This is a genomic window from Arthrobacter sp. NPDC080082 (genome assembly GCF_040686595.1).
Taxonomy (GTDB): Bacteria; Actinomycetota; Actinomycetes; order Actinomycetales; family Micrococcaceae; genus Arthrobacter.
This window is the reverse complement of sequence record NZ_JBFBKQ010000006.1, coordinates 19,157-32,432: the sequence shown is the minus strand read 5'-3', so window position 1 is coordinate 32,432 and position 13,276 is coordinate 19,157. Positions and strand designations below refer to the sequence as shown.

16 protein-coding genes are annotated in these 13,276 nt (G+C 70.5%); 8 read left to right on the top strand and 8 right to left on the bottom strand.

From position 1 onward, the window contains the following. Positions 1-59: 59 nt before the first annotated feature. Both AB0O44_RS13225 and AB0O44_RS13220 read right to left on the bottom strand, forming a co-directional pair. Positions 60-698, bottom strand: coding sequence for an NAD(P)-binding domain-containing protein (locus AB0O44_RS13225; RefSeq protein ID WP_364138019.1), 639 nt, complete (start codon positions 696-698; stop codon positions 60-62). Continuing rightward, positions 695-1,348, bottom strand: a complete 654-nt coding sequence (locus tag AB0O44_RS13220) for a hypothetical protein (RefSeq protein ID WP_364138017.1) — start codon at positions 1,346-1,348, stop codon at positions 695-697. The genes AB0O44_RS13225 and AB0O44_RS13220 overlap by 4 nt, the downstream gene beginning before the upstream one ends. A 147-nt stretch (positions 1,349-1,495) precedes the next feature. Between AB0O44_RS13220 and AB0O44_RS13215 the strand changes: the two genes are divergently transcribed. After that, positions 1,496-1,873, top strand: a complete 378-nt coding sequence (locus AB0O44_RS13215; protein ID WP_290257077.1) for a VOC family protein — start codon at positions 1,496-1,498, stop codon at positions 1,871-1,873. Positions 1,874-2,017: 144 nt separating this feature from the next. Here AB0O44_RS13215 and AB0O44_RS13210 read toward each other — a convergent pair whose 3' ends face one another. Beyond that, positions 2,018-2,416: a DUF5997 family protein gene (locus AB0O44_RS13210; protein WP_290257076.1), complete on the bottom strand. Its 399-nt coding sequence runs from the start codon at positions 2,414-2,416 to the stop codon at positions 2,018-2,020. A 121-nt stretch (positions 2,417-2,537) separates the two neighbouring features. Between AB0O44_RS13210 and AB0O44_RS13205 the strand changes: the two genes are divergently transcribed. The 5 genes from AB0O44_RS13205 to AB0O44_RS13185 all read left to right on the top strand — a co-directional run bounded on the left by AB0O44_RS13205 (position 2,538) and on the right by AB0O44_RS13185 (position 7,950). Beyond that, positions 2,538-3,275 (top strand): LysR family transcriptional regulator substrate-binding protein, encoded by a 738-nt coding sequence (locus tag AB0O44_RS13205; RefSeq protein ID WP_364138014.1) that lies wholly within the window; start codon positions 2,538-2,540, stop codon positions 3,273-3,275. A gap of 93 nt (positions 3,276-3,368) precedes the next feature. Beyond that, the gene (locus AB0O44_RS13200; RefSeq protein ID WP_364138447.1) at positions 3,369-4,127 is read left to right on the top strand and encodes a 5-oxoprolinase subunit PxpA; all 759 of its coding nucleotides are present in this window, start codon (positions 3,369-3,371) and stop codon (positions 4,125-4,127) included. 7 nt (positions 4,128-4,134) lie between these two features. After that, on the top strand, positions 4,135-5,799 hold the full coding sequence (locus tag AB0O44_RS13195; protein WP_364138444.1) for a 5-oxoprolinase/urea amidolyase family protein: 1,665 nt from the start codon (positions 4,135-4,137) through the stop codon (positions 5,797-5,799). After that, a complete protein-coding gene (locus AB0O44_RS13190; protein ID WP_364138012.1) occupies positions 5,799-7,565 on the top strand; it encodes a biotin carboxylase N-terminal domain-containing protein in 1,767 nt (588 codons plus the stop codon). The genes AB0O44_RS13195 and AB0O44_RS13190 overlap by 1 nt, the downstream gene beginning before the upstream one ends. An 88-nt stretch (positions 7,566-7,653) precedes the next feature. Continuing rightward, positions 7,654-7,950, top strand: coding sequence for an antibiotic biosynthesis monooxygenase (locus tag AB0O44_RS13185; RefSeq protein ID WP_290257070.1), 297 nt, complete (start codon positions 7,654-7,656; stop codon positions 7,948-7,950). Positions 7,951-8,016: 66 nt separating this feature from the next. Here the strand turns inward: AB0O44_RS13185 and AB0O44_RS13180 are convergent, their stop codons facing one another. Together AB0O44_RS13180 and AB0O44_RS13175 are read right to left on the bottom strand one after the other, a co-directional pair. Next, on the bottom strand, positions 8,017-9,015 hold the full coding sequence (locus AB0O44_RS13180) for a bile acid:sodium symporter family protein (protein WP_290257067.1): 999 nt from the start codon (positions 9,013-9,015) through the stop codon (positions 8,017-8,019). Between the two features lie 74 nt (positions 9,016-9,089). Next, a complete protein-coding gene (locus AB0O44_RS13175) occupies positions 9,090-9,491 on the bottom strand; it encodes a MerR family transcriptional regulator (RefSeq protein WP_290257066.1) in 402 nt (133 codons plus the stop codon). 164 nt (positions 9,492-9,655) lie between these two features. On the opposite strand from AB0O44_RS13175, the gene AB0O44_RS13170 reads away from it, so the two are divergent. Next, a complete protein-coding gene (locus AB0O44_RS13170; RefSeq protein ID WP_364138009.1) occupies positions 9,656-11,179 on the top strand; it encodes a SulP family inorganic anion transporter in 1,524 nt (507 codons plus the stop codon). 35 nt (positions 11,180-11,214) lie between these two features. On the opposite strand, the gene AB0O44_RS13165 is transcribed toward AB0O44_RS13170, so the two are convergent. Next, on the bottom strand, positions 11,215-11,508 hold the full coding sequence (locus tag AB0O44_RS13165; protein ID WP_290257064.1) for a DUF4287 domain-containing protein: 294 nt from the start codon (positions 11,506-11,508) through the stop codon (positions 11,215-11,217). A 216-nt stretch (positions 11,509-11,724) separates the two neighbouring features. Here AB0O44_RS13165 and AB0O44_RS13160 point away from each other — a divergent pair, with 216 nt between their 5' ends. Then, positions 11,725-12,444 (top strand): VIT family protein, encoded by a 720-nt coding sequence (locus AB0O44_RS13160; RefSeq protein ID WP_364138007.1) that lies wholly within the window; start codon positions 11,725-11,727, stop codon positions 12,442-12,444. Between the two features lie 60 nt (positions 12,445-12,504). Here AB0O44_RS13160 and AB0O44_RS13155 read toward each other — a convergent pair whose 3' ends face one another. Both AB0O44_RS13155 and AB0O44_RS13150 read right to left on the bottom strand, forming a co-directional pair. Further along, positions 12,505-12,894, bottom strand: a complete 390-nt coding sequence (locus AB0O44_RS13155; RefSeq protein WP_364138005.1) for a DUF202 domain-containing protein — start codon at positions 12,892-12,894, stop codon at positions 12,505-12,507. Further along, complete coding sequence (locus AB0O44_RS13150; protein ID WP_364138003.1) at positions 12,891-13,262, bottom strand: DUF202 domain-containing protein; 372 nt, start codon at positions 13,260-13,262, stop codon at positions 12,891-12,893. Before AB0O44_RS13150 ends, AB0O44_RS13155 begins: the two co-directional genes overlap by 4 nt. Positions 13,263-13,276: the final 14 nt, after the last annotated feature.

The following is a 13,276-nucleotide window of genomic DNA, read 5'->3' as shown; positions in this document are numbered from 1 at the left end:
ACGGCGGGCGGTCCGGTCTGATGACCGGGCCGCCCGCCGTCGTTTGCGTCTCTTGCCTCTTAGTCGATGACGTTTAGCGCTGTCTGCCAGTTGAAGGATTCGTAAGCCGGATTCATCTGCAGCCCGATCATCAGCAGTTGGATCCCCTCCAGCTCGCGGGCGTGCCGGAGCGCGCCGACCTGCAGCGGCCGGAGGCCTGCCTTGGCGGCAAAGGATGCCACCTCGTTGCGGGCCTGCTCCGAGTCGGAGGCGATGAACACGTCCAGTTGCCGGCCGCCTACCGACCCCTCCGCCAGGGGCCCGGCAAAGGTTGTGTTGAAGGCCTTCACCACCCGGGCGCCGGGCAGCAGCCGGGCCACCTCCTCCGCCGCCGAGGTGCCGGGCTCCACCAGCAGCGAGTCCCCGGTCTCCATGTTCACCGGGTTGCTGATCTCCACCACGGTCTTGCCGCTGAGGGTGTCTCCGTAGTGCGCCGCGACCTCCTTGGCCGGCCCGAAGTACAGGGCAAGGACCACGATGTCGCCCTCGGGGACGTCGCCCAGGCCGCCGGAGCTGGTGTCGGCGCCGAGTTCCGCCGCCAGCCGGGCCGCGTTGTCCGGGCTGCGGTCCAGGATCTGGATGGATTCCCCGGCCGCGGCCGCCCTCAGCCCGATGGCCCGGGCCATGTTGCCGCTGCCGATGATGGTGATGTCTGTCATTGCGCACTCCCTGGTGAAAGCCGTGGCTGGCCGAGTGCACCGGCGGAACGCTCGGCCTCGGCCAAGGCGGTTTCCAGCCGCGCCACGGCGTCGCTGTAACTGGGTCCGTCCGCCCGGCCAGGCCCGCCGGGACCTGCGCTCCCGCCGCGGCCGGCAACGGGCCGCAGCAGTTCCGCCCGCCGCATGGCCTTGAACAGGGCAGAGGTCTCCGGGTGCCGGGCGTCGCTGAGCTGCGGGTAGTCGATGCAGAGGGCTGGATCCAGCTCGTAGCGCTGCCAGCGGGCCAGCACCTCTCCGTGCCGGGCCGCGGCCTCAGCGTCCTCAGCCGTCGCCCGCCTGCCGTCCTGCCTCATCCGCTGCCGGAGCAGGAACGCCGGGGTCCAGCGGAAGCTGGCCACCGCCGAAGCTATGGCGACGGCGGCGAGCATCAGACCCGCCGCGGGCGAGGCGAGGGCGCCCAGCAGGACCGCGGGCGCCACCACGGCCACACCGGCGAAGACGTCCCAGAAGACGGAGTCGGGGAGGGTCGCGGGGTCGGCGTGGTGCTTGCGGGCCAGAGCGGCGGACCCGGCGGCGCCCATGGCCACCACCAGGGTCAGGGCCAGCAACTGCCACAGCCCCGTCACGGCAAACATTGCAGGAAACGGCATCGCGCACCTCCCGCGGAACCCCCGGGCGGGTGCGTTCCGCTCCTTCCATTGCAGGTCATCCGGGCCGGGCCGTCAATGGCGCAAAGTCCCCAGTGGGGCCGCTCGCACCCGTTCCCAGGGCGGCGGCCGCCGCGTAGCCTAGGGCCCATGCGACTGAAAATGTGCAGTATACATGTCAAGGACCCGGCCGCGGCCCACGAGTTCTACACCGGCATTCTCGGCTTCGAGACCATGATGGCCATGCCGGAGCACAATCTCTACATCATCAAGGACCCCCAGGGTGCGGCCACGGTGGGGCTGCTGCTGGAACCCAGCGACAACCCGATCGGCGCCTCCTACATGAACGCCGTGCACGACGCCGGGCTGCCCGCGATCGTGTTCGGGGTGCCGGATGTGCGGGCGGAGTACGAGCGGCTCACGGCCAAGGGCGTCATGTTCCTGACCGAGCCCTCAGACGGTCCCGGTGGCACCACGGCCATCCTCGACGACGGCTGCGGCAACTACGTCCAGCTGCACCAGGACTAGGCCCGGCGCCCGCCGGTCGTGTGGGCTGGGCCCGCCGTTTCGACGGTTCCCTGCCGGATCGACGTCCGGAGACGTCGAATGTGCGGCCAACCGTCTAAATGGACGACGGTTGCCGGGCGCGGCCAGCTTACGGCCGCCCGGGTCCTACTCGGTGCGGGCCTTCTTGGCGGCCTTCTTCGCCGCCTCGTCCTTGACCCGCTGGGCCTCGGCGCGGACGGCGGCGTGGGTGGCACGCTCGGACACCAGCCAGGCCGGGGGAGCCTGCAGCAGCGCGGTGATTTCCGCCGTCGTCAGCGCTTCCTCGACGCCGCCGCGGGCCAGGCCGCTGATCGAGACGTTGAGCTTCTGCGCGACCACGGGACGCGGGTGCGGGCCGTTGCGGCGCAGTTCGGCCAGCCACTCCGGCGGATTGGCCTGGAGCTCGGCGAATTCCTCACGGGTAATGACCGAATCCTGGAACTCCTGGGGCGTGGCGGGCAGGTAGATGCCAAGTTTCTTGGCAACGGTGGCCGGCTTCATGGACTGGGAGTTTGCAGAGGTCATGGTTAAAGGGTATCGGTCGGCGCGCCCGCGGGGCACCAATGCACCCACTCCCGGGAGCGACGCCGGGATAGACCCCGGTGCCGCCCCCGCGCGCCGGAGGCCCGGGCGGTACTGTGAAGCTGTGCCCGCAGCAGAAGAAACCACCCAGCCCCATGACGAGTCCGCGCCCCAGCCCCGGGAGCTGCGCTTCGCCTACGTGGCCGGGGTGACGCCCGGCAAATGGATCCGCCGCTGGGAGGAGCGGATGCCGGACGTGCCGCTGGGCTCCTTTATGACCGACGACGCCGCCCAGCTCGCCGTCCTGCGCGACGGCTCCGCGGACCTGAGCTTCGTCCGCCTGCCGGTGGACCGAGAGGGCCTTAGTGTCATCCCGCTCTACGAGGAACAGCCCGTGGTGGTGGCGCCCAAGGGCCACGAAATCTCCCTCTTCGAGGAGGTGGCACTGGAGGACCTGTCCGCCGAGACGTTCCTGGACGTGGCCGACCTCGGCGGTGCCGAACCCGCCCTGCAGGTGGTAGCCTCCGGCGCCGGGCTGGTGATCCTGCCGATGTCCGTGGCGCGGCACTTCAACGTCAAGGACACCGTCGCCCGGCGTCTCACCGGAGCTCCCGTCACGCAGATCGCCCTGGCCTGGCCCAGCGAGTCCACGGACGAGGTGATCGAGGAGTTCATCGGGATTGTCCGAGGACGCACCGCCGCCAGTTCCCGGCAGCCCTCTGCCCAGCAGGAGAAGCCCAAGCGGGCGCCCAAGCCGGACCGCCGCGGACCGGCCGTGAAGCAGCCCAAGGTTGCCCAGCGCTACGCCCCGAACCCGGACAAGGGCCGGGGCAAGGGCTCCCGCAAAAAGGGAAAGCGCTAACCCGCATAGAAAATTGTTGAACAATCCTCATTCATGGTGCATCCTAGGTAGGAAGCAACCTTGAGACGAGGATCACACATGGCCACCACCGGGCTGAACACCATTGACCTGAACAGCGACGTCGGCGAATCTTACGGGCGCTGGAGCCTCGGCGACGACGCCGCCATGTTCCGCTCCGTCTCCAGCGCCAACGTCGCCTGCGGCTTCCACGCCGGCGACCCCAGCGTGATCCGCCAGACCTGCCGGGACGCCGTCGCCGCCGGGGTCACCATCGGCGCGCACGTCGGCTACCGCGACCTTGCCGGCTTCGGCCGCCGCTTCGTGGACATCGACCCGGGCGAACTCGCGGACGACGTCGTCTACCAGATCGGCGCGCTGCAGGCCCTCGCCGCCGCGGAAGGCGGCAAGGTCACCTACGTCAAGCCCCACGGCGGCCTCTACAACGCGATCGTCTCGCACACCGCCCAGGCCAAAGCCGTCGTCGACGCCGTGAAGTCGGTAGACCCGGGCCTGCCCATCCTGGGGCTGCCCGGCTCCGAGGTGCTGCGCCTGGCCGAGGCCGCCGGTCTCCGGGCCGTCACGGAGGCCTTCGCCGACCGCGCCTACAACCCCGACGGAACCCTGGTATCGCGCACCCGCCGGGACGCCGTCCTGCACGACCCCGCCGAGGTTACCGAACACGTCCTCCGGATGGCCACGGACTCCGCCGTCCGCGCGATCGACGGCTCAATCCTGAAGATCCGCGCCGAAAGCATCTGCGTCCACGGCGATTCACCCGGAGCCGTGGCCATGTCGGCTGCCGTCCGCGCCGCCCTCAACGACGCCGGCATCGGCACCGCCGCATTTGTCTAGGCCCGTGATGACCCAGACAACGGGGGAGGCACTGCAGGCCGGAACGGGCAAGGTGGCCGGCGTCCGCCCTGCCGGGACCCGCGCGGTCCTCGCCGAACTCGCCGGCACCGGAGACGTCCTGGCCCTCCAGGCCCTGCTCCAGGAACACCCGCTGCCCGGCCAGGTGGACGTGCTGGCCGCCGCGCGGACGGTCCTGGTCACCGCCGACTCCCCGGCCTCCGCCCGCCGCATCGCCGCCACCCTCCCGGAACTCGACCTCACCGCCCCGGTCCAGCGCGACGGCGGCCTGGTGTTCATCGACACCGTGTACGACGGTGAAGACCTCGCCGAGGTGGCCCGGCTGACCGGGCTGGGCCCCGACGGTGTCGTGGCCGCCCACACCGGCCAACTCTGGACCGTGGCCTTCGCCGGGTTCGCCCCCGGCTTCGGCTACCTGCTGGGTGAAGACACCGCCCTGGAAGTGCCGCGCCGCAGCTCGCCCCGCACCGCCGTGCCAGCCGGTGCCGTCGCCCTGGCCGGCACCTACTCCGCCGTCTACCCGCGCCGTTCACCGGGCGGCTGGCAGCTGATCGGACACACCACCGCCCGGATGTGGGACCTCGGCCGGGACCAGCCCGCCCTCGCCGCCCCCGGCCAGCGGATCCAGTTCCGCGCGGTCCGGGAAAGCCTGGACATCACCCCCAAATCCGCACCGGCCGCGGACGTTGCCGCCGACGCAGCGGCGCAGGAAGCCTCCTCCGGACTTCGCATCATTTCGCCCGGGCTGCAGAGCCTGATCCAGGATCTGGGCCGCACCGGCCACGCCGGCCTGGGCGTATCCGCGGCCGGGGCCCTGGACCGAGCCTCGCTCCGCCGGGCCAACCGCCTGGTGGGGAACGCGGCGTCCGCCGCCGTGATCGAGACGGTGGCCGGGGGATTGCAGGTCCGCGCCGTGGGCGACCAGGTCCTCGCCGTCACCGGTGCCCCAGCCGGGCTGACCATCACGGCCGGTGACGACGGCGCGGCGCCCGACCGGACCGTGCCCATGGCCACCCCGTTCGCGCTGCTCGACGGCGAGACCCTGACCCTCGGCGCCCCCGCCAGCGGGTTCCGCAGCTACCTGGCCCTGCGCGGCGGCGTCGACGTCCCGCCGGTGCTGGGCAGCCGCTCCACCGACACGCTCGCCGGCCTCGGGCCCGCCCCCCTGGCCGCCGGGCAGGCCCTGGCCGCCGGCGGCAGCGCAGAGTCGGGCGTGGTGGGCCACCCCGAGATCCAGCCCGACTTCCCCGATGAGGGCGTGACCGTGCTCGACGTCGTCCCCGGACCCCGCTCGGATTGGTTCGACCAGGCCGCCCTGGACGCCCTCACCGCCCAGGAGTGGACCGTGAAGCCGCAGTCCAACCGCGTGGGCATGCGGCTGGACGGTACGCCGCTGCGCCGCACCCGGGACGGGGAACTGGCCAGCGAGGGGACCGTCTCCGGTGCGCTTCAGGTCCCGCCCGAGGGCCTGCCCGTACTCTTCCTGGCCGACCACCCCGTCACCGGCGGGTATCCGGTGATCGCCGTCGTCGTCGACGAGCACCTTGACCGGGCCGGGCAGGTCCCGATCGGCGGAATCATCCGCTTCCGCTGGGCCGACAGGGACAGCGCCAGCGACAACCCAACAGTCTCCGACACAGAAGTGAGTTCCTGATGCGCAAGGTCCTGATCGCCAACCGAGGAGAGATTGCCGTCCGGATAGCCCGGGCCTGCGACGACGCGGGGCTCGCCTCCGTGGCCGTGTACGCCGACGTCGACGCCGACGCCCTCCACGTCTCCGCAGCCGATGAGGCCTACGCGCTCGGCGGCAACTCGCCGGCTGAGACCTACCTCAGCATCCCCAAGCTGCTCGCCGCGGCCGCCTCGTCCGGCGCCGACGCCGTGCACCCCGGCTACGGCTTCCTCTCCGAAAATGCAGACTTCGCCCGGGCCGTCCTGGACGCCGGGCTGACCTGGATCGGGCCGTCGCCGGAGGCCATCCTGCTGCTGGGCAACAAGATCACCGCCCGCGAGACGGCGGTCCGGGCCGGAGCCCCGTTGGTGGCAGGCAGCGACGGCCCGGTCGGCTCAGCGGCGGAGGCCCGCGCCTTCGCCGAGGAGCACGGCCTGCCCATGGCCATCAAGGCGGCCTTTGGCGGCGGCGGCCGCGGCCTGAAGGTGGTCCGCTCCCTCGACGAGGTCGAGGAGGCCTTCGATTCCGCCGTCCGCGAGGCCGTCGCCGCCTTCGGTCGCGGCGAGTGCTTCGTAGAGCGGTACCTGGACCGGCCCCGCCACGTCGAGGCCCAGATCCTCGCCGACACGCACGGAAACGTGGCCGTCGTCGGCACGCGCGACTGCTCACTGCAGCGACGCCACCAGAAGCTGGTCGAGGAGGCCCCGGCACCGTTCCTGACCGATGAACAGACCCGGCAGATCTACGACGCCGCCAAGGCCGTCTGCCGGGAGGCCCGCTACACCGGGGCCGGGACCGTGGAGTTCCTCGTCGCGGCCGACGGGACCGTGGCCTTCCTTGAGGTCAACACCCGCCTGCAGGTGGAGCACCCGGTCACCGAGGAAACCACCGGCGTGGACTTGGTGCAGGAGCAGTTCCGGATCGCCGCCGGAGAGCCGCTGGGCCTCGACGGCGACCCGGCACCCCGCGGCCACGCCTTCGAATTCCGGCTCAACGCCGAGGATGTGGGCCGTGGGTTCCTGCCCTCTCCCGGTACCGTCACCGGTTTCAACGGCCCTACCGGCCAGGGCATCCGGCTCGATTCCGGGGTGCGCGCCGGCTCGATCGTGGCACCGCAGTTCGACTCGCTCCTGGCCAAGCTGATCGTCACCGGCGCGGACCGGCAGCAGGCCATCCGCCGTGCCCGCCGTGCCCTCGCCGAACTGGAGATCACCGGCGTCGCCACCGTGCTGCCCTTCCACCGAGCCGTCCTCGACGCCGAGGATTTCACCGCCCCCGACGCCCTGAAGGTCCATACCCGCTGGATAGAGACGGACTTCGCGGACCGGATCCCGGCCGACCCCAACTACAGCCCGGCCGCACCCGAGGGCGCGCGCCGCACCATCACCGTTGAGGTGGACGGCAAGCGCCTCGCCGTCGGGCTCCCCGGGGAGCTGCTGGACGGGTGGATGCGCAGCGGGAACGGCGTCGCCGCTGCGCCCGGCGTGAGTGCCCGCGACGACGTCGCCGACTCCGCCGGCCGTGGGGATGCCGACCCGGCCGAACTCCGCGCCGACATGGCCGGCACCGTGGTGAAGTGGCTGGTGGAGCCCGGGACCGAGGTCGCCGCCGGCGACGCCGTCGTGGTCCTCGAGGCGATGAAGATGGAAACCCAGGTCTCCGCGCACCGGGACGGGACGCTCACCGATGTCCGGGCGGACGCCGGCGGCACCATCAGTGCCGGAGCAGTCCTGGCCCTGATCGGGTAGCGGCCGGCGGGCAGTCCGGCCCTACCGGCGCCTTCGGTCCAGTCCGATGCTGGGGGAATCAGCCCCACATCGAGAACGGAGGCGGACCATGTCTGTCTACAGCCTGGGGATCTGGCTGGTGCATCCCGGCCGCGAAAACGACTTCGTCCAGGCCTGGCGGGACCTGGCCAGGAAGACGCAGGAGGACTATCCCGGCGCCCAGGCCGTGCTGATGCACGACGAGGACGTCCGCCAGCGCTTCATCAGCACCGGCGCCTGGGAGTCCCTGGAGCAGATCGAGCAGTGGCGCGCCTCGGAAACCTTTACCCACGGGCTGGCCGCGATCCGCCCCATGCTGGAGCACTTCGAGGCCCGGACCCTGGACGAGGCGGCGCGGATCGGCTGAGGCCGGAAATGCGGGTGGGGCGCGCCGCCACAGCGACGCGCCCCACCCGGTAAAACGAAAAGCTGCTTAGGCGTCGCGCAGCGGACGGCGCGCCAGCCAGGCGGCCACGATGGCCCCCGAGACGTTGTGCCACAGCGAGAACACGGCCGAGGGCAGGGCGGCCAGGGCGCTGAAGTGCGCGGTGGCCAGCGTCGCGGCCAGGCCGGAGTTCTGCATGCCCACCTCGAACGCCAGGGCGCGGCGGGCCTTGTCGTCCAGGCGGCCCAGCTTGCCGGCGAGATAGCCGAGGCCCAGGCCGAAGCCGTTGTGCAGGACCACGGCGAGGAAGACGATGCCGCCGGCGGCGACGATCTTGCTTGCGCTGCCGGCCACCACGATCGCCACGATCAGGGAGATCACCACTGCCGAGGCCCACGGCAGGGCCGGGAGGACCTTGGCCACCGCGCGCTTGAGGAACAGTCGCGCCAGCAGGCCCGCGACCACGGGCAGCAGCACGGTCTTGACGATGTCCAGCACCATTCCGGCGGCGTCGATCTGCAGGTAGGAACCGGCCAGGAACAGCACCAGCAGGGGAGTGACAACCGGGGCGATCAGCGTCGAGACGGAGGCGACGGCAACCGAAAGGGCGACGTCGCCCTTGGCCAGGAAGGCCATCACGTTCGAGGCGGTGCCCGACGGCGCGCAGCCCACCAGGATGACGCCGACGGCGAGTTCCGGCTCGAGGTGCAGCGCCTGAGCGATCAGCCAGCCGGCCCCCGGCATGATGACGTAGTGCGCCACGATGCCCAGCACCACGGCCCACGGCCGCTTCGCCACGGAGGCAAAATCCGGCGGAGTGAGGGTCAGCCCCATGCAGAACATGATGATGCCGAGCAGATACGGGACGCTCGGTGCGAGCGGCTTGAAGGCGCCCGGTGCCAAGAAGCCCACGACGCCGGCCACCACCACCAGGAGCGGGAAGACCGTAACGGCGATGCGGGCGATCCGGGCCTCGGCGGCGAGGGCGGGATTGGCCGGGGTGTCCGCGTCGGCGCGGGAGTCTGAAGATTTAGTTGCCTCAAGCATCCAAGAATGGTGCCATTCGGCGCGCCCGCGGGGCCACTTTGTGACCGGGGGGGCGGGGAGTGTGTCAGGCGGGGCTAGGCGGTCCTGCGGCCCAGCATGGCGATGAACTCGTCCGCCTGGGCGAGGTTGCGGGCCATCTTGGCGCGCTGGATTTCGGCGCGCTCCAGAAATGCGGCGAGGGGGGTGGTGGCGGCGGGGGTGTCCGCGCCGAGCAGGGCCAGGATCTCAGCCATTTCCTCCAGGGAAAATCCGAGCGGTTTCATCTGCTTGATCACCATCAGCCGTTCGGCGTCGGCCTCCGAATAGACGCGGAAGCCGCCATCGGTGCGGGCGGACGCGGGCAGCAGGCCGACGTCGTCGTAGTGCCGGATGGTGCGCAGGGACAGGCCCGTGCGTTCCGCCAGTTCGCCGATGTGCATGGTGGTGCTGTTGGCCGTCATGAAGGTCTCCGTCCGTTCGACGTTCAACTCTACCATCACGTTAGGGTAGAGTTGGTGGTAACGCGGTGTGATGGCCAAGCCGTCCCGCTCTTCTCAGGCGCAGTGAGGCGCCCGTAATCGACGCATTCAAGCATTCGCCAGACCCGGGCAGGTCCCGGGATCCGTGGCGCCCCGGCGCCCCATCAGAAACGGAGCCAGCAGTGGCCGTGACAACCGCCGTGCCCGCACCCGCCCAAACGCCAGAAGAACGTCAGTCCGTCCGGGCCACCTTGGCCTCCCCGCGGCGGCTGAAGACCGAGGTCCTCGGCGGCCTCGTCGTTGCCCTCGCGCTGATCCCGGAGGCGATTGCGTTCTCGATCATCGTCGGCGTCGATCCGCGGATCGGCCTCTTCGCCTCCTTCACCATGGCCGTCACCATTTCGATTGTGGGCGGCCGTCCCGCCATGATCTCCGCCGCCACCGGGGCCGTGGCCCTGGTGATGGCACCGCTGGTCGCGTCCCACGGCGTGGACTACCTCATCGCGGCGGTCATCCTCGCCGGCATTTTCCAGATTATCCTGGGGCTGTCCGGTGTGGCGAAGCTGATGCGGTTCATCCCGCGCTCGGTCATGGTGGGCTTCGTCAACGCCCTGGCCATCCTGATCTTCATGTCCCAGGTCCCGGAACTCCTCGGCGTCCCCTGGCTGGTGTACCCGCTGGCGGCCCTCGGCCTCGTGATCGTCTTCGGGCTGCCGAAGCTGACCACCGCCGTCCCCGCCCCGCTGGTGGCGATCGTGGTGCTGACGCTCATAACCGTGCTGGCCGCCGTCGCCGTCCCGACCGTGGGGGACAAGGGTGCACTGCCGGATTCGCTGCCGTCCCTGCTGATCCCGTCCATCCCCTTCACTGTCGAGACGCTGCAGATTATCTTCCCGTTCGCCCTGGCCATGGCCTTCGTGGGGCTGCTGGAGTCGCTGATGACGGCCAAGCTGGTCGACGACATTACCGACACCCGCTCGCCCAAGTCCCGCGAGGCCTGGGGCCAGGGCGTGGCCAACATCGTGACCGGCTTCTTCGGCGGCATGGGTGGTTGCGCGATGATCGGCCAGACCATGATCAACGTCAAGGCCTCCGGCGCCCGCACCCGGATCTCCACCTTCCTGGCCGGCGTCTTCCTGCTGATCCTGGTGGCGGTGCTGGGCGGCATCGTGTCCCTGATCCCGATGGCGGCACTGGTGGCGGTGATGATTTTCGTGTCGGTGGCCACCTTCGACTGGCACAGCATCCGGCCCCGCACCCTGAAGATGATGCCCAAGAGCGAGACCGCGGTCATGGTGGCCACGGTCATCGGCACCGTCGCCACCCACAACCTGGCAGTCGGCGTCGGCGTCGGGGTGCTCGTGGCCATGGTGCTGTTCGCCCGCCGCGTGGCGCACTTCGTGACCGTGGAACGCACGGTTTCCACCGCGGGTGGCCATGACACCGCCACCTACACGGTGACCGGCGAGCTGTTCTTCGCCTCCTCGAACGAGCTCTATACGCAGTTCGACTATGCGCTGGACCCGGAGTTCGTGGTGATCGACCTGCACGCGTCCCACCTCTGGGACGCCTCCACGGTGGCGGCGCTGGATGCGATCACGGAGAAGTATCGCCACCACGGCAAGGACGTGAAGATCGTGGGTCTCAACGACGCCAGCGTCCGGATGCGGGAACGGCTCGGCGGGAAGCTCGGCGCCGGGCACTGATCCCCGACGGCGTGCCCCGGGTCTGAGTTCAGGGCCTACGTCCCGGGCTTCGAGTCCTTGCCGTCGAGCCACAGGGTGTCGGTGGCATCGCTGTGCGCGCCCGTTGTGCCGACGTGCTTGGCGCTGATGCCCGGGCCGTGCTTGAACACATGCACCAGGGCCATCCCGTGGCCGCGGCCCAACCCGTAGTCGGCCTTGAGCCAGTCGAGGATTTCCCCGGCCTTCACGGAGGTGCCCGTCAGGCCCCGCTGGTGGGCGGCATTGAGGAACTCCCTGGGGGTGAGTCCGGTTTTAGCCTCGATGGAGTCAAGGTAGGCCTGAAATGACATCGATGTCCCTTCGTTGGACCGTCTTTTGAGCGTTTGGGGGCCACTCTAGGCACGGGGCGGGGGCCGCGCCAGAGCCGGAGGGGCCCTCCATGCGGGCCTTCGAGGGCTTCCGGCGGGTTTCGGGCGGGCCTCCGGCGGGTCCGACGACGTGCGTCCCATCCCGCCCGCCCGCGGATCATCGTGGCGCGGCATGCCGCCGGGTGTTTTACTAAGGCCATGACTGACGCCACGCTGCACGCCAACGAACCGCACGACGAGAGCATTGCCGCCAGGCTGAACTGGTTGCGGGCCGGCGTCCTCGGCGCGAATGACGGCATTGTTTCCGTCGCCGCGACCGTGGTGGGCGTGGCAGGTGTAACGAACGATGTCACCCCCATCCTGGTGGCCGGCGCGGCCGCCGTCGTTGGTGGCGCGGTATCTATGGCTCTTGGGGAATATGTCTCCGTCAGCAGCCAGAGCGACAGCCAGCGAGCCTTGATCGAGAAGGAGCGCCGCGAATTGGCGGAGGATCCCGAGGGCGAACTGGCGGAGCTCGCCGCGATCTACCAGGCGAAGGGACTCTCGGCGGCTACGGCCCAGACGGTGGCACGGGAATTGACCGACCATGACGTGCTGGGTGCGCACCTTGAGGCCGAGCTGAAGATCGACGAGCACGAGGTGGTCAGCGCCTGGCACGCCGCCATGGCCTCGGCCATCGCCTTCACCGTTGGCGCGATCCTGCCGTTCCTGACCATCATCCTGACCCCCGCGGAGGTGCGCATCCCGCTGACCTTCGTCGCCGTCGTCATTGCACTGGCCATCACGGGCACCATCAGCGCCAGGATCGGCGGCAGCTCCAAGCGGAAGGCCACCCTGCGCCTGGTGATCGGCGGTGCGCTGGCCATGGCGTTCACCTACGCCGTGGGCCTGCTGCTCGGCACCACCGGCATCGCGTAAAGCCCCTGCCGGAGGTCAATGACAGCGGCGGCGTCGCCCTGAGGCGTTCCCTCGGGTGGGTCAGCGGGAGAGGACGATGCTGGCGGACACCGCCGCGGCGAGCAGGAGGACCGCACCGGCGGCCGTGCGGAGCAGGGCGGCGGACGGGGCGTCGGTGCCGCGCCGCAGGACCCGGGCCCGGACAATGACGCAGCCCGAGATCAGCACCGTTGCCGCCGCGGCGGCCGCGGCGGCAATTCCGAGGCCCAGCGCGTAGCCGCCGGGTCCGCCCTGTTCGGGGATGTGTTCCTGGCCGTGTTCCAACCCAAGGTGAGTGAGCCAGGAGCGCCAGATGAAGAAGTCCGCCACCAGGAGCGCCAGCAGGGTCCGCCGCCAGGCCAGTGAGGTCCGCTCCGGCTGGAGGCCGGGGTCCCGGCCCGGGACCGTTCCGCCGTCGGCCGCGGCGCTCATCGGCCGAGCAGGATCAGGACTGCGAAGACGACGGCGGCCGCGGCGATGACTCCGGTCATCGCCACCAGCAGCCAGGCATGCGGGAGTTCGCGGTTGTTCCGCATGGCTTGTTCCTGCAGGGCCCAGCGGCGGTAGGCCTCGACGGCCAGCAGGGCGCCAATGACAGAGAGCACCAGGCACAGCACCACCCGCACAGGCTGGGGTGCGATCTGCGGCGTGAGCTGGTCGATGGCGATGGCCCCCGCGAGGAGGGCCATCGCGGTGCGGATCCAGGCCAGGAAGGTACGTTCGTTGGCAAGGGAGAACCGGTAGTCGGGCATCTGCCCCTCCCGACGCCAGCCGGGTTCGCGGGACAGGATCTTCTTCACGGGACTCCCTTCCC